Genomic DNA, 16,706 nt, shown 5'->3' with positions numbered 1-16,706 from the left:
AGCGCTTCTACCTCCTATATAAAGGCAGAAACGCTTTTATTTTTATGCTTGTGTTTCTTCAGTTGGTGTACCTGAATAGCGTTTTTTGAATAGTAATTGGAAGTAACCGAATGTTACAAGTAAACATACGACGATAATTGAACCGAGTACGGCGATGTTTTCCCAATAGAAGTCAAAGTCACCTGTTGAAATGGCTGCTTTGAACGCTTGGATTGTATAGGTCATCGGCATGAATTTATTCAATTCTTGTAGCGGTTCTGGAATTAATTCAAGTGGGAATGTACCAGCACTTGATGTTAATTGCAGAACCATTAGAATAAGTACGATGTAACGACCGACATCGTTGAATAATGTTACAAACATTTGAATGATTGCCATGAACGTGTAACTTGCGACCAACGCAAGTAAGAACACAGCACCTAAGTTTTGAACTTCAATACCTAAGAATAACTTCACAAGACTTACAACAATGACAGATTGTAATAAACCAATTACAGCTAATACACTTGTTTTACTTAAGAACCAAGATGTTCCATTCGTTGGACGAATAGCTGGGTGAACAATTGAAAAGATGACTGTTACAACAATACCACCAACAAGTAATCCCATTGAGATGAAGTATGGTGCAAAACCTGTACCATAGTTTTCAACATGGTTGATTGGTTTTTTATCCACTTCTACTGGTTTACTTACCATGTCGTATGTTTCATTTGTTGCATGGATCTTTGCTACATCTGATGAGGCATCACCCAATTTTGTTTGTAATGTTTTCGCGCCATTTTGAAGCTTTTGTGTACCATCAACTAGTTGACCTGAACCATCTTCTAACTTCAGTGTACCACTTAGTAATGACGTTGTTCCATTTGATAATTTACCTAGACCCGCTACTAAACTTGTCGAACCTGTTTGTAATTGTCCCATACCATCTGTTAATTTAAATGCACCGTTTGATAACTCACTTAAACCTGATACAAGACTATTAGAACCTGTTTGTAATTTTGATAGACCGTTATTTAGAGATGAGATTCCTGTATTTAATGAACCTGCACCTTCGTCTAATTTTTTAGCACCTGCAACCGAGCTACTCCAATTCTGTTCAAGTTTTTCTGTACCAGCTGCTAGCTCCGTTGTACCTGGTTTTAATTTATTTTTCACTTGATTACTTGCTGTAGCTGCACCTTCTGCTACCTGTGCTGCCCCAGATTTTAACTTACTTAAATCGCCAGCTTCAGGCACTTGTATTTTTGATACTTCTGAATTTAATACCGCTGTATTAGAGCTTAAACTTGCCGCTCCGTCACTTGTAGCTTTTGCACCTGCGCTCACTTGTTTCGCTGTTGCAAGTAATACAGCCTTCTGTTCTTCTGGAATTTCTAAAGCCGCAATTTGTTGTTCAAGTGCTGCTGTTCCATCTGCTACATTTTTTGTACCTGCTGCTACTTTTGCTGCACCATCATTAATACCGGATACACCATTTTGTAGTTTTGATACAGTTTGTGGTAAGGCTCCTAAACCATCCACAAGCGCTGTCACACCATCTGATACAGATTGTGAACCATTCGCTAACACACCTAAACCTTTTTGTAGAGAACCTACACCATCATTTACTGCTTGTGCACCGTTATTTAATGCTTGAATATTCGATGTGTTATTTTCTAAACCCGATACAAGCGTTGCTGTACCATTTTTTAATTGCTGTGAACCATTTTGTAATTGTGTTGAACCATCTGAAGCTGAGCTAATCCCATTATTTAATTGGCTTGCTCCGTCTTTCGCTGATAATGTACCATCACCTAGCTGTGTTGCACCTTTTGCAGCAGAAGCAATTCCTGTACTTAACTGTCCCGCACCATCTTTTGCTGATAATGCCCCGTCGTTTAACTGGCTTGCTCCCTCTTCGGCGCTAACAATCCCGTCTTTCAGTTCATTCGCACCATCTTTTAATTTCCCGGCACCATTTTTTAATTTTTTAGCGCCGTCTGAGCCTTCTTGGAATCCATCGCCCAATTTAGCAATGTTTTTAAAAAGTTGCTCAGCATATGTTTTTGATACTTCTTCATTTACCTCTGTACGAATCGTTTCAATTGCACTCTTACCGATTTGACTTGCTAAGAAGTTAATTCCTTCATTCGGTATATATTTGATTTTTAGTTTTTCAGGTTTATCTTCTAATAAAGTACCTGCATTTTTACTAAAATCTTTCGGAATGCGAATCGTCATATAATATGTACGATCCTCCATTCCTTTTTCAGCCTCTTTTTCAGAAACTAATTTAAAGTTCAAATTTTTCTTATCGAGTAATTCATTTGTCAAATCGTCGCCTAATTTTAATTTCTTCCCATCAACTGTTGCACCGCGATCCTGATTCACAACTGCAACTGGTAGCCGATCTAAATGACCATATGGGTCCCAAAAAGACCATAGGAACATACCGGCGTAAATGATTGGAACAAATAAAATTGCTACTAATGAAATGAGCATCATTTTATTTTTGAATATTTTCGTCCACTCTGCTTTAATCAATTCCATTTCCCTCCTAAATATTTAATGACTAAAAACCTCATACAGTCATTCGATTGTTTAAATACACTCTATGGTGTTAAACCACCAAAGAGTGTATTTTTAAATAAATCTACAATTGTATGTTCATCAAGTTCTTCGTCATGTGTTTCTGACCATTCTACAACAAAAGATAAATAAACTTTAAAAACTAAGTATGCAACATGCTCAGGATTACATGGTTTGATTTCTTTTTTATCAATGGCAATTTGAATCTTACTTGAAATATACGTTAAGATTTCGTTTTCGATTTTTTTCAGGACATTTTCTACTTGTGGTGTGCGAAGTGCATGACCTTCTTCTACAAGCTTCGCATAAAGTTTATGTACATCCCTAAATTGCAAGAGCTTCATTAAAATTTGATGTGTATTTTCTAAAAAACTAACATTTGGATTAATAATACGCTCTGCTTCGTTTTTCATTTCTTCAATCATACCCATCACAATCTCTTGAAACAGTACATCTTTATTTTCGAAAAATGTATAGATAGTTCCCTTCCCAACATTCGCCATACGCGCCACTTGATCCATCGTTGTAGCTTTATAACCGAATAATGTGAAAGACTTATTTGCCGCGACCAATATTTCATGTCGACGATCCATTTCCTCACACCCTTTATAATAAGTAAAAATGACCAGAAACCACTTTCGGTCACCTAGTCATTTATTTTATACCTACATAACGAATTTAGCAAGCACTAAATATATTCTTTTTCTTATCTTCTATTGTACTTCAATTTTTTGTTTTGGCATAATGTGCAGACCATGTGCTTCTGTATGTGCATAGACATAATATACGCCTTTTTTCTTTACTGTAGCCTGCGCAGTATAGTGACCTTCTCCTATATGTTTCGCATCAATCATACGACTATCTTTTCGCTCACCATCTCGCCAAATTTCAAATCGTACAAAACTTGCATCTTCCACAGGCTTTTTGTCTTGTGTCACTTCAACTTCTAACGGAATCTCTTTTTTCTTAAATTCATCTGGGTTGATAAACTGAACCTGTACTGCCGCAATCGTCTGGTCTGCTTCTACTGAATCTTCTATTGAACAACCCGAAAGAAGAAGGAGAAAGAATGCAGCCAACATCATTCGAATTTTCATTCTTCCATCTCCTCCATTAATGGTAGGAATATGCATATAGTCGTCCCTTCATTCAAAACACTCTCAATTTGAACACGTCCACCGTGTGCTGTTACTAACTGTTGAACAATTGATAAACCGAGACCACTTCCGCCATCTGCACGACTTCTCGCCTTATTCACACGATAGAAACGTTCCATAATATGTGGTAAATCTTGTTCTGGAATACCAATTCCATGATCTTCAACTTCAATACATGCTTGATTCTCTACTTCATAACTTCGTACATAAATAGATGTTCCTTCATTTGAATAGCGAATCGCATTTTCAAGTAAATTAATCAAGATTTGTTTCATGCGCAGTTCATCTGCATTCACAATCACATGATCGTCTAAATTCGTATGAATCGTAATATCAGCTTGTTTCGCACGTCCCTCAAGCATATGCACTACTTCTCGAATCGTTTCAGATAATGGTAGTGGGTACAACTGCAATATTTCCTTTTGTTCAATCGTACGTGATAACTGTAGTAGTTCATTCGTCAACTTTTCCATACGTCCCGCTTCTCGAACAATTAATGCTAGTTGGTCGTTACGCTCTTGTTCAGATATATTACTTGTAAGTAATGTCTCACCATACCCTTTAATATAGCTAATCGGTGTACGCAATTCGTGTGACACATTCTCTAAAAATTGGCGCTGTCTCTGATCTTCTTCTTCAATTGCTTGTGCCATCTCATTGAAAGTTTGTGCTAATTGTCCAATTTCATCTTTTGATGTACTCATGACACGCGTTTGATAATGCCCCTGTGCCATTTCTTTTGCTGCATATTGAAGCGACTGAAGCGGCTTCATAATGACACGAATTCCTTTAAATATAATAAAGCTAATTAAAATTAAAAAGACAATTGCTGAACCAATTAAAAAAGCAACTTCTTTTGAAGCAAGTTCTGTAATTTTTTCCAGTGGGAAATAGAGATATAAAATCCCTTCTAGCCTTTTTTCATCTACAAGCGGAATCACAACAGAGATCACTTGACGATCAAATCGCTTTTCATATCCTTGCTTCGTAATGATATTCCCTTTTAATAATTCATGTCGTTCGTCCGGTCCAATTAACGTATCATAATCAATATCAAACGGGACACAGGCACTCAATTCACGTGGATTTCGTACAGCAAATACATTGACATTCGCATATGTATTATAACGGTCTACATGGTCGATTAATTCGTCTGTTACTTTACCACCTGTATACATCTTTGAAAGCTTTTCACCGATTTCGATCATGGAGTTTTCTGCATCTTTTACATACAATCTTTCGTATAAAAAATTAGTTAAACCATACATAAATAGAACCGTCACTGCTACTGTGGCTAATACAAATACCCATATCTTCGTGGAGATTTTTTTCATCGTTGTTCCTCAAAGCGATAGCCAATACCCCAAACTGTTTGAATAAGCCGACTATATTCTTTTCCAAGCTTTAAGCGCAATGTTTTAATATGTGTATCGACTGTTCGTGTACCACCATCATAATCAAGCGACCAAATTTTCTCGAGTAATTGTTCGCGTGTATAAACAATATTCGGTTGTTTCATAAATAAATGTAGTAAATCGAATTCTTTTAATGTAAGTGGAATTTCTCTACCTTCCACTGTCACACGTCTCGCAATTTCATCTAGGCAAATATTACCGCGTTGAATAATTTGTGTATGTGTTACATCTTGTTGTGGTTGGTAGCGACGTAAAACTGCTTGAATACGTGCGATTAATTCGGAAGCAGTGAAGGGCTTTACCATATAATCATCTCCACCTAATCGTAGTCCACGCACTTTATCGGCATTTGCATCTTTCGCTGTTAAAAAGATAATTGGGATATCTGAGTTCTTACGTATTTTCTGACACACTTCAAAACCATCTTCATCTGGCATCATGACATCTAATAAGATGAGGTCAATGGGTTGACGGTCTAAAATATCATATGCCTCTTGTCCGCCACTGGCTTGGTAGGTTTGAATATGTTCTTGGTGAAGCATAATCGAAATCAGATGACGCATTTCCTTTTCATCATCTACAATTAATACGTTCATTTGACATTCTCCCTTACTAAAAGTTGAAACGGTGCTTGTCCTACTTTTGTTTTTTTCACGATATGATGGTCTTTCACCCAATAAAGTGTTTGATCGTCATACCCTGCAACGACAATTTGATTTTGAAAGGCTTCAACTGCAAATGGATTTGAGCCAATCTCTTGTTCCCAACTAATCTGTTGCCGGTCATTCAATTCATAGAGCATACTTTCACCATGACTGAGTACAAATTCACGTTCATCTAACTTTGCAAAAGCGATGGGCATAATCGGTAAATCCATCTTTCCAACAACTTTTGAAGTTTTCGGATTGATTTTTAATACATGTGTATTCGGCTTTTCACCTGCTCCATGTCCACCTATCCACAGTTCACCGTCCACAAAGTCTAATCCATGTGATGATTTTGGAATTGGTATTTTCTTTTCTAATTTTTTCGTCGTTGTATTGAATACTGAAATAAACGTATCTTTAAAATTCACGACATATAAATGCCCATCTTCTGCTAACATCGCCATTGGATAGTTCCCAGTTCTCATTGTTTGAAGTTGTTCACCCTTTTGATTATAGGCAGTTACTTCGTTTAAGCCACTATTCGCTATATAAAAAGTTTTGTTTGCACCATCATAGTAAGCGTTCGTAGCACCTTTTGATACATCAATTTTCTTTTGAATCTCACCCGTATCAAGATTCACTAAATCAGCTTGTTCTAATTGATTACCATATAAAAGAATTGCATGTTCACCAACCAATGTAGCTCCAGTATATGCTTCTTTTAAATCCCATGTTTCGATTTTTTCACCATTAGGCCGAATAAAATCAATAGATGGTTCACCAATATTCACCGAAGCGATAAAGGGTTCATCTTTTGAAATTCCTTTGTAATCTGTTCGATTGCAGGCTGTTAGTACAGCAAGCAACAATAATAATGACAGTATACCTACCTTTTTCATAACAACCCTCCTGCCCCTTATTTTATATGGAATATGTGAAAAAACAATGAAATATACTTCATATTTTCAATCGTTCGCATAAGGTTCACATTCCGTAAATTTACTAAATAAAAAACAAGAGCTTTCAGCAAACACTCTGCTGTCCTCTCCTGTTTTTTAAGACTTTTTTATTCGATTACAAAGGATGGCAAATCTTTTAACTCTTGCATAATTTGCTCTGCACTCTCAATTGCTTGACGAACACATTTTGGAATACTAATGCCATCATAGGTATTCCCAATCAAACGAATTGTTGGGTAGGCTTCATATAAAGATTCTTTCGATTTTCGCACGCGCTCTAAATGTCCAATCGTATATTGCGGCATAGCGTTTTTATAGCGCGTCACAATCACTTTTTCAGGCGCGCCTGTAATCCCCACTAAACGATGTAAATCTTGCAACACGACTTTTTCAATTCCTTTATCGGATAACTCAACAATAGCTTCATCACCCACGCGTCCAATGTAAGCTTTAATCAACACCTTACCATCTGGTGCCGTACCTTGCCATTTACGATTCATAAATGTAGCCGCAGTAATAGATAGATCATTATTACGTGATACAACAAAATCCGTTCCGGTAAAATGATGAGCAATTTGAGTTTCATCAAAAGCTAAAGAAACAGTAGCTACTGTGTTCAATGGGATACCATCTAATTGTTGTAAAATCTGTTTTTCATGAAATAATGACTGCGCAATTGTATGAGATGTTGCGATAATCACCGCATCTGCTTTAATTGAACTTTGATTATTTAATGATAGTAAGAGTTGATGATCGCATTTTTGAATATTCGTTACACGAACACTCTTTTTTAGCTTCACTTCAGTTAATTCATGTACTAATGCATCAACGAGTGTCTCAAGTCCTCCTATGAACGAAAAATTTTGTTCTGCATCTGTTAAATAGCTCGAAGAACGGGTGTAAGACTTCATACTTTGAATCAAGCCACTTGAAGTTTTGCTGTGTGTAGAAAGAAAGGGTAATACAGCCTGTAAACTTAGTTCGTCTATATCTCCATTATAAATCCCCGACAACAAAGGTTCGGTCAAGTTTTCTAATACTTCGCCACCTAATCGCTGCCTCACCCACTGTCCAAGTGATTGATCTTCTGTCATTTTTCCTTGTGGACGTAAAAAGTCGAATGTAGCTCGTGCTTTACCACTCCAAGACACCAAGTCCGATGTCAAAAAGGGTGTCATTTCTGTTGGAATACCGAATTGCACACCTTTTGGAACTGCGTGCAATTCCTCATTCACCGCCACAAACTTCCGCTCTTCTTTACTCCGAACAAGCTGTTTTTCAACTTTTAATTTTTTCGCTAATGTAGCAACCGTTCCTTTATGATCTGTAAAAGAATCCGGTCCTTTTTCAATTTGATAGCCATCCTCTACGATGGTCTGAATCTTTCCACCAAATCGATGCGATGCCTCAATCAATACAATCTCAATTGGTAATTGTGCTGACTTTGCTTGCTCTTGTAAATAATAAGCAGCGGTTAATCCCGATATTCCTCCACCGATGATTGCAACCCTGCGCTTGTCATTCGTCACATCAATCATCACTTTCTTTTTAAGCTTCAGCTAATCTTCTTGTTACAACATTAGCTAATCCATCAATGAATAGTGGATCTGCATTTGGCATTTTTGGACGACGATAATTTACGCCTAACTCATCACATACCACTTTACATTCGTAGTCATTATCGTATAGAACTTCTAAGTGTTCTGCTACAAAACCTACTGGTGTATACACGAATGAACGATATCCTTTTTCGTTATAAAGGTCGCGTGTTAAATCTTGTACGTCTGGCTCTAACCACGGCTCTGGTGTTTGACCAGCTGACTGCCAACCGAACTCTACATTTTTTACACCTGTACGCTTTTGTAAAATATCTTTTGTATCAAACATTTGGTCGCGGTATGGGTCACCCATTTCGATAATACGTTGTGGTAATGAGTGTGCGCATACGATTAAGCACGCTGTTTCACGTTCTTCTTCTGTCATATCAGCGAAAGCTTCATTAATTTTTTCAGTCCAGTATTGTAAGAATTTTTCTTCTTTATACCAGCTATCCACTGTATAGAACTTCATTGAACTACCTAACTCTTTCGCTTTATCCATAGCACGTGTGTGATATGCTTTTGTTGAGAATGATGAGAAGTGAGGTGCTAGTACGATTGATACCACTTCTTCTACACCGTCCTTCACCATATCTTCTACTGCATCTTCTACGAATGGTGCGATATGTTTTAAGCCAAGATATAGTTTATATTCCACTTCGTCTTGCATCTCGTTTAAACGATTTACAAGTGCTTCACTTTGTTCAAGTGTCGTTTTTGCAAGTGGTGAAATACCACCAATCGCTTGATAACGTTCACGTAAATCTTCAATTTGTTCATCGCTTGGACGACGACCACGACGAATATGTGTGTAGTAAGGGATTAAATCTTCATCTTTTTCTGGTGTACCATACGCCATTACTAATAAACCAACTTTTCTTTTCATCTCAATCACCTCATAAAATTATTGTTATTTCTTCGATGCGCTATATTCATGAATAAATGCTGTTAAACGTTTTAGAACATCTGGATTTACTGAAGGGAATACACCATGTCCTAAGTTAAAGATATGACCTGGCATTTCTAATCCTTGATCGATAATATCTTTTGTACGAGCTTCTAATACAGACCAGTCCGCTAATAATAATGTTGGATCTAAGTTACCTTGAAGCGGTTTTGTAATCCCCATTTGACGGGCTTGTTTAATTGGTAAGCGCCAATCTAAACCAACTACATCAACAGGTAGCTCATTCCAATCCATTACTAAATGACTTGCACCTACACCGAATAAGATTGAAGGAACACCTTCATCTTTTAATTCTGTGAAAATACGTGTCATGATCGGTTTAATAAAAATTTGATAGTCTTCATGATTTAAAGCACCTACCCACGAGTCAAAAATTTGGAAGGCTTTTGCACCCGCTTGAATTTGCGCCTTTAAATCTAAAATAATCATATCTGCTAATTTATCCATTAATTTAAACCAAGCTTGTGGTTCAGATACCATAAAGGCTTTTGTTTTCGCATAGTTTTTCGATGGGCCACCTTCAATCATATAGCTTGCCAATGTGAATGGTGCGCCTGCAAAACCGATTAATGGTACATTCAATTGTTCTGTTGTCAGTAACTTAATCGTATCTAACACGAAAGGCACATGCTCTTGTGGGTTGAATTCACGCAGTGCATCGACATCTTTTACTGAACGAATTGGATTTGAAATGACAGGACCGATTCCTGCTTCAATCTTCACATCTACACCCATACCTGGTAGCGGTGTTACAATATCTTTATACAAAATTGCCGCGTCTACGCCATAATTTTGTACTGGTAAGTGTGTCACATATGCACATAATTCTGGTTGGTGTGTAATTTCCTCAAGAGAATATTTTTCTTTAATTTTACGGTACTCTGGCTGTGAACGCCCTGCCTGTCTCATATACCATACTGGTGTATGTTCTGTCTGTTCGCCTCTTGCTGCGCGTAAAAGTGTATCATTAAATTTCGTCAATTGATTAGCCTGCCCTTCCTTCAGTTCATCTTTTTACTTTTGATTCACTTCATGTAAATCGTCTGTTCTATATTGATATCCATTTTCACTATAGACTTTTCATATATTAAAGTATAGTTTCAAAACCTTTTTGTCAAAAAAACTTTTTCAATTCTTGTCTTTTTTTTGACAACGCTATCATAACGTGAAAATAATTTGGAAAAACGACTAGACATTTTCAAATGTTGTGAATCTTTCATGTTAAACGGATATACTAATAAAGAGAATCAAATAAAATGATAAAGGTGGCGTTCAGTATGTATGTTTATTTAGCAACCGGTACAGCCGATTTTATGGAGCATTTACAAGCAAAATATAAAAAAGAAAATATGACGGTTTTATATGGCGGACAACAATCTGTATTAATGCATGTGACAGAAGGTAAAACAAAATTTGCAACACCACAGTCATTTGAAGTTGTTGAAGAGGTTGGTGAATTTGAACCGGGTGGTTTCTATGCCATTACGTATATCGATATTTTTGAAGATAGCCAATTATCTTTTGAAAATCGTCTAAAAAGTAAATCATTCCATTTTGTTAACGAACCTGGATTTATCGCGTATAAATTATTAAAGCCTATTAAATCAACTGTATTTGCGATTATCCAGCAGTGGACAGACCCGAATTCATATCAAGTTTGGCGCAATTCAGCAAACTATGCAGAGGATTTTGACTTTATAGGGAGTCATGAAACAGACCGCAGACCAACAACACTTGCTGTTGCACCGTACACAAAACTTTATGGAACAGCACCTGTTGAAGAAGTAGAAGAAGACCGTGATGATCGTTTTTAAGAGAGAAGGTATTATAGATGAAAGAAGTTATTTGGAATGAATTAGAAGAACAGTTTACATCGATGCAAGAGATTCGACGTTATTTACACATGCATCCTGAATTATCGTACAAAGAACATGAAACGGTTGAATATATTTGTAATTTTTATGATGAATTTGATATTCCTTACGAAAAAAATATTGGCGGGAACGGTATTGTTGCGCGAATCGAAGGTGGTTTACCAGGTAAAACAGTGGCACTACGAGCTGACTTTGATGCCTTACCTATTCAAGAAGAGACAGGCGTTGCTTATCAATCGACTGTCCCGAACGTAAGTCATGCTTGTGGACACGATGGGCATACAGCGACGCTTCTTGTACTTGCAAAAACATTATTCCAACATCGTGAACAACTAGCTGGTAACTATGTAATGATTCATCAACATGCTGAAGAAGTAACACCAGGCGGCGCAAAAGCAATGGTTGAAGCAGGTTGTCTAGAAGGTGTCGATGCTGTGTTTGGCACACATCTATGGTCACAATTCGAAGCTTGCAACATTCAAACGCGACCTGGTGCCATGATGGCTGGAGCAGATTCCTTCACACTTACGCTACATGGAGTTGGCGGACATGGCGCAATGCCGCATACAACTGTTGATACAGTAACGCTTGGAGCGCAAATTGTTACAGCGCTACAACATGTGGCTTCTCGTCGCATTAATCCAACAAGCCCTGTTGTACTCACAGTTGGTTCATTCCACGCTGGTGATGCTTTTAATATTATTGCAGGAAGCGCCGAACTAAAAGGAACGGTTCGTACATTCGATGTAGAAGTACGCGAGCAAGTAATTGTTGAGATGGAGCGCATCATCAAAGGACTTTGTGAAGCTGCAGGTGCAACATTCACATTCGACTACACGCGTGGTCACCCTCCTGTTATTAATGATGCTAAGATGGCACAACATATATTAGAAACAGCCCAGCATGTCCCGAATGTAAAAGCTGCTCAAATTATGGATGCAAACATGGTTGGTGAGGACTTTTCTTACTATTTAAATGCGCGACCAGGAGCATTCTTCTTTACAGGTGCAAAGCCTGTAGATGGCCCAGCTTATGCACATCATCATCCTAAATTTAATTTTGAAGAATACGCGATGGTAGCAGCCGCTCAAACATTAGCTGCTGTAGCCATTGATTTTAATACGAATGCTTAATATAAAAAGAGGCATCACACGTCTATTTTCGTGTAATTGCCTCTTTTATGTTTAATTTTCTTGTAGCTCTTTTAATGCTTGCATGATGATCTCATATGAATGGACGCGTTCTGCTGGTTCATAAATATGTGATGTCACCATAATTTCATCTACTTGTGTAATTTGCAAGAAACTTTGCAGTTGATTCTTCACTTTTTCTGGACCGCCTTTGAATGTATAACGAAGCGCTTCTAATACGGCATAGCGCTCATTCATCGTCCAAATCTCTTTCATCGAATCAACAGCAGGCATTAATTTTTTCGGTGAACCTTTTACAATTCCTAAGAAATATTGATACAAGCTCGTTACCATGCGCTCAGCTTCTTCATTCGTATCTGCTGCCATACCATTCACACATGCAATTGTGTAAGGCTTGTCTAAATACTTCGATGGCTTAAACTGCGTGCGGTAAAGTTGTAGTGCTTGTTCTAAGTAATTCGGGGCAAAGTGACTAGCAAATGCATATGGTAGTCCCATTTGTGCTGCAAGTTCTGCACTGAATAAACTTGAACCTAAAATATAGATGGGTACATTCGAGTTCTCACCTGGGAAGGCATGTACACGCGCTCCTTCGTTTGCACCTAAGTATGTTTGTAATTGTTCTACATCTTCTGGGAAGTGATTCGGAGCCCCATATGCACTTCTACCAAGTGCCTCTGCAGTTGTTGGATCTGTTCCCGGCGCTCTGCCTACACCTAAATCAATTCGTCCTGGATACATTGCATCCAGTGTACCAAATTGTTCCGCTACAATAAGCGGTTTATGGTTCGGTAGCATAATACCACCCGAACCTACTCGGATTATTTTTGTATGTTCTGCAATTTTACCAATCAATAATACAGTAGCTGAACTCGCAATGCTTGCGCTATTATGATGTTCTGCAAACCAGTAACGCTCATAACCTAATTCTTCTGCTTTTTGAGCGAGGTGTACACTGTTATGAATGGCTTCTCCTGCTGTAAATCCTTCTCCTACAGCAACTAAATCTAATACAGATAATTTGACGTTTTTCATCTCTTACCCCTCTCTTTCCTAAACTAGCCTAACAAATTCAAAGAAAAAAATGAAGTTTCCTTACTCGGACTTTTCCAAATAAAGAAACTTCACGTATTATTTTGATAAGCGTAATGTAATTTCTCCTACTACGAGAATAACAATGCCTTGTAAGTAGCAGTAAGGTGTACCAATGCCTGCAAGCGTTACAATTACTGCTTGTGCAATTAATGTATAGCGCGTTACTTTTTGTGCGGCTTTTTGACGTGCATCAACTGGTAATGGATAGAGCATACTCATTGAGAAATCGACTGGCTTTCCTAGTGCTTGTTTTAATTGAATCGCTGTAGCAAAAGCAAGAGCTGCTGCGACAATCCCTACAATAATCGGCATATTCACAAATGCTGCTACTAACGCTGTAATCACCGTAAGACGGAACCAAAGGAAGAAATAATCATCCGTTCTTATAAAGCTTCTAACTAAATAATATTCGAATGTTGTTTTTTTCGTTTTCGGTACAGCATTCACAAGGAAGTCCAGATAGCGTCTTCTTTTAATATTTCCTTTTACAGCAGGTACATCCGTAAAGTAATTCGCAAAGCGGTAAATACGCATCATGCGATTTTCTTCTAATTTTACAAAGTGTTCGTAAGGGAATGGCTCTTCCAATGTTTTTTTCTTACACATGACAGGATAAAGTGCCAAAATGATAATCATAATAATCGCGTATAAACTGTCATGATTTAATAAGAAGTATAAGAATACACCTGAAAGAATACCTCGTACAATGCGGTCTAGCCAAACATAACGACCTTTTGTCGCCCAGCGGAACATGAATTCCACATGTACATTCCACCATTTTAGTAATACAGTGAAAGCTAATCCGATTGCAATCCCAGAAACCTCAATTTCGCCCACTTGTCGCATCATCGGCCACATCACAAGATAGACGACGAGCGCGACTCCTAATTGACTGAAGACGGTGTAGTTTAAAACACGATTAAAGTACATTGGCATCTTTGTCTCAAGTGGTAATAAATATACTTCGTCTGGCTTCTTAATAAGCGTTACAGGTTTACTCATTGTGAGAACAATCCCCATCACTGTTGTGACGAAAAGAATCGTTGGGAAGTCATGCGGTGCGACTTTTAACCATTCACTGTACTGATAACCGCCAGCACCAAGTAAAAATACAATAACGAGTGCCATATGACCTGTGAAGATATAGCGCATATATTTTTGTAATTCTGTTATATAGTAATTAAACCGTTTACGCCAAACATCTTGTAAATTACTCATGTTCTTTTTCCTTTGTCATCGCGATGTATAAGTCATCTAACGTCGCATCTGGCATGTTGAAAGATTGGCGTAAGTCATCCATCGTACCAAATGCACGGACATATCCGTTGTGAAGCAGTAGAATTTTATCACAATGTTTTTCAGCAGTAGCTAATACATGCGTTGACATTAAAATGGCTGCACCTTCTTTTTTCTTCTCATCCATTTGTTCAAGTAATAGTGAAATGGCAAGTGGATCAAGCCCTAAAAATGGTTCATCAATAATATACAGAGATGGTTCTACTAAGAAAGCACACATAATCATAACTTTTTGACGCATTCCTTTTGAAAAGTGAGATGGGAACCAATTCAATCGTTTTTCCATACGGAATTCACTGAGTAACGGGGCAACACGCTCACGCATCGTTTCTAAATCGATTCCGTACGCCATCGCTGTTAATTCTAAATGCTCTTTTAATGTTAGTTCATCATATAAAACAGGTGTCTCAGGAATGTATGAAAAAGAAGTTCGGTATACATCCATATTCTCTTTCATCGTTTTTCCATTAATTTTAATTGTTCCTTTTTGTGGTTGCATCATTCCAATGATATGTTTGATTGCTGTACTTTTCCCTGCACCGTTCAGACCAACTAAGCCGACTAGCTCACCTGCTTCTAGTTTGAAGTTTAAATCGTGTATAACGGGTTTTCTTGTATAACCACCTGTTACAGCAGATACTTCTAATATTGACATCTTCATCACTCCATTCTCAGACACAATTGCCTGAAACATCCTATTTGAATATACTTAGTTTATCAAAAATTCAATTATATCGCAGTTGTCATATGATAGAATAGAAAGAAATATATGAAAGGTGTGTGAAATAGAATGGCTGATTGCGTATTTTGTAAAATTATTGACGGTTCTATTCCAAGTAAAAAAGTGTATGAGGATGATTACGTATATGCCTTTATGGACATTACGCCTTTATCAAAAGGTCATACATTATTAATTCCAAAAGAGCATGTTGCGAATGTATTCGAATTATCTCCTGAAACAGCATCGCATCTATTCTCTGTTGCACCTGTAATTGCGAATGCGATTAAAGATGCATTCCAACCTGCAGGTATGAACTTATTAAACAACAATGGTGAAGCTGCGGAACAAAGTGTATTCCACTTCCATCTTCACTTCATCCCTCGTTACGATGAAAAAGATGGCTACAAGCCAATTTGGAAAACAAAAGAAGACGAGTTTACTTCTGATGTTATTACACAAGTAGCAGATGAAATTGCTGCACAATTAAATAAGTAAGCGCACTTGATTTTACGTGGTTGACACGATAGAATTACGCTAAGTTTCGCTAACGCTCACGAGGAGACGTTAGGAGACGAAAAAATTTTAGAAGAGCTTAGGAGAGATGAGAAATGAAAACAAAAAACTTAGTATTAATGGCATTACTTGTTGCGGTAGGTGCTGCACTGTATTTAGTCATCCCAGGATTCAACGGAGGAATGAAACCAGATTTCATGTTAACGATGATGTTTATCGGTATTTTCCTATTCCCGAATTCTCGTGACGTATTCTTGTTAGCTGTCACAACAGGGATTTTATCTGGTCTATTTTCTACATTCCCTGGTGGTTTTGTACCGAACGTGATCGATAAGTTTGTAACTGCGTACGTAGTATTATTCCTTGTGAAACTATTAAAAGGACAAGCAAAGAATTTTGTCTCATCAGCTATATTAGTTGGCGTAGGAACAATCATTTCAGGCAGTGTATTTTTAGGATCAGCGATTTTAGTGATTGGTGCAAACATTCCATTTATTGCACTATTCTCAACTGTTGTACTACCAGCAATTGCGATTAATATCATTGCGTTTGTTGTAATCTATCCTATTATTACAACACTCGTAAAACGCTCTAAGTTTGATACTTCATTGTCACATGCATAAGTAAGACGAAAATCGGTTGCTACTAAAAGTTAGGCGCTACTCATTAGAAATTGATGAAAAGACGATGACTTTTGAGGGCAACCGCTTTTATTTTTCTTGAATCATGTTTTAATATAATAAAA

Annotated in this window: 16 protein-coding genes; 4 read left to right on the top strand and 12 right to left on the bottom strand. The window is 37.5% G+C overall.

The features are described from left to right. Nucleotides 1–42 precede the first annotated feature (42 nt). The 9 genes from KGI01_RS02190 to hemE all read right to left on the bottom strand — a co-directional run bounded on the left by KGI01_RS02190 (nt 43) and on the right by hemE (nt 10,292). Nucleotides 43–2,523, bottom strand: coding sequence for a YhgE/Pip family protein (locus KGI01_RS02190; protein WP_170214702.1), 2,481 nt, complete (start codon nt 2,521–2,523; stop codon nt 43–45). A gap of 68 nt (nt 2,524–2,591) precedes the next feature. Continuing rightward, the gene (locus KGI01_RS02185) at nt 2,592–3,161 is read right to left on the bottom strand and encodes a TetR/AcrR family transcriptional regulator (RefSeq protein ID WP_141272890.1); all 570 of its coding nucleotides are present in this window, start codon (nt 3,159–3,161) and stop codon (nt 2,592–2,594) included. A gap of 120 nt (nt 3,162–3,281) precedes the next feature. After that, the gene (locus KGI01_RS02180) at nt 3,282–3,665 is read right to left on the bottom strand and encodes a FixH family protein (protein WP_170214701.1); all 384 of its coding nucleotides are present in this window, start codon (nt 3,663–3,665) and stop codon (nt 3,282–3,284) included. Beyond that, nucleotides 3,662–5,059, bottom strand: coding sequence for a sensor histidine kinase (locus KGI01_RS02175; protein ID WP_141272885.1), 1,398 nt, complete (start codon nt 5,057–5,059; stop codon nt 3,662–3,664). The genes KGI01_RS02180 and KGI01_RS02175 overlap by 4 nt, the downstream gene beginning before the upstream one ends. After that, nucleotides 5,056–5,736, bottom strand: coding sequence for a response regulator transcription factor (locus KGI01_RS02170; RefSeq protein WP_068451123.1), 681 nt, complete (start codon nt 5,734–5,736; stop codon nt 5,056–5,058). The genes KGI01_RS02175 and KGI01_RS02170 overlap by 4 nt, the downstream gene beginning before the upstream one ends. Continuing rightward, nucleotides 5,733–6,686 (bottom strand): YncE family protein, encoded by a 954-nt coding sequence (locus KGI01_RS02165; RefSeq protein WP_141272883.1) that lies wholly within the window; start codon nt 6,684–6,686, stop codon nt 5,733–5,735. The genes KGI01_RS02170 and KGI01_RS02165 overlap by 4 nt, the downstream gene beginning before the upstream one ends. Before the next feature lie 167 nt (nt 6,687–6,853). After that, nucleotides 6,854–8,275: a protoporphyrinogen oxidase gene (gene hemG / locus KGI01_RS02160; protein ID WP_170214700.1), complete on the bottom strand. Its 1,422-nt coding sequence runs from the start codon at nt 8,273–8,275 to the stop codon at nt 6,854–6,856. Nucleotides 8,276–8,294: 19 nt separating this feature from the next. Next, nucleotides 8,295–9,230: a ferrochelatase gene (hemH, locus tag KGI01_RS02155; RefSeq protein WP_141272879.1), complete on the bottom strand. Its 936-nt coding sequence runs from the start codon at nt 9,228–9,230 to the stop codon at nt 8,295–8,297. Nucleotides 9,231–9,254: 24 nt separating this feature from the next. Beyond that, nucleotides 9,255–10,292 carry a uroporphyrinogen decarboxylase gene (gene hemE / locus KGI01_RS02150; RefSeq protein ID WP_141272877.1) on the bottom strand — a complete coding sequence of 346 codons (1,038 nt, stop codon included), beginning with the start codon at nt 10,290–10,292 and terminating at the stop codon, nt 9,255–9,257. Between the two features lie 296 nt (nt 10,293–10,588). Here hemE and KGI01_RS02145 point away from each other — a divergent pair, with 296 nt between their 5' ends. Both KGI01_RS02145 and KGI01_RS02140 read left to right on the top strand, forming a co-directional pair. Then, nucleotides 10,589–11,125 carry an antibiotic biosynthesis monooxygenase family protein gene (locus KGI01_RS02145; RefSeq protein WP_170214699.1) on the top strand — a complete coding sequence of 179 codons (537 nt, stop codon included), beginning with the start codon at nt 10,589–10,591 and terminating at the stop codon, nt 11,123–11,125. 17 nt (nt 11,126–11,142) lie between these two features. Continuing rightward, nucleotides 11,143–12,318, top strand: coding sequence for an amidohydrolase (locus KGI01_RS02140; protein ID WP_141272873.1), 1,176 nt, complete (start codon nt 11,143–11,145; stop codon nt 12,316–12,318). A gap of 51 nt (nt 12,319–12,369) precedes the next feature. On the opposite strand, the gene KGI01_RS02135 is transcribed toward KGI01_RS02140, so the two are convergent. From KGI01_RS02135 to KGI01_RS02125, 3 genes are all read right to left on the bottom strand, one after another. Beyond that, nucleotides 12,370–13,371 (bottom strand): LLM class flavin-dependent oxidoreductase, encoded by a 1,002-nt coding sequence (locus KGI01_RS02135; RefSeq protein WP_141272870.1) that lies wholly within the window; start codon nt 13,369–13,371, stop codon nt 12,370–12,372. A 96-nt stretch (nt 13,372–13,467) separates the two neighbouring features. Next, nucleotides 13,468–14,649, bottom strand: coding sequence for an ABC transporter permease (locus KGI01_RS02130; RefSeq protein WP_141272868.1), 1,182 nt, complete (start codon nt 14,647–14,649; stop codon nt 13,468–13,470). Beyond that, nucleotides 14,642–15,382 (bottom strand): ABC transporter ATP-binding protein, encoded by a 741-nt coding sequence (locus KGI01_RS02125; protein WP_068451101.1) that lies wholly within the window; start codon nt 15,380–15,382, stop codon nt 14,642–14,644. Before KGI01_RS02125 ends, KGI01_RS02130 begins: the two co-directional genes overlap by 8 nt. 135 nt (nt 15,383–15,517) lie before the next feature. On the opposite strand from KGI01_RS02125, the gene KGI01_RS02120 reads away from it, so the two are divergent. Together KGI01_RS02120 and KGI01_RS02115 are read left to right on the top strand one after the other, a co-directional pair. Beyond that, entirely contained in the window at nt 15,518–15,943 is a 426-nt protein-coding gene (locus tag KGI01_RS02120) for an HIT family protein (protein ID WP_141272866.1), read from the top strand. A gap of 113 nt (nt 15,944–16,056) precedes the next feature. Next, the gene (locus KGI01_RS02115; protein ID WP_068451095.1) at nt 16,057–16,584 is read left to right on the top strand and encodes a tryptophan transporter; all 528 of its coding nucleotides are present in this window, start codon (nt 16,057–16,059) and stop codon (nt 16,582–16,584) included. Nucleotides 16,585–16,706 lie beyond the last annotated feature (122 nt).

It is taken from the genome of Kurthia gibsonii, from assembly GCF_006539985.1.
GTDB lineage: Bacteria > Bacillota > Bacilli > Bacillales_A > Planococcaceae > Kurthia > Kurthia gibsonii.
Note: the sequence above shows the minus strand (reverse complement) of the source record. Positions and strands in the feature narration are given on the sequence as shown.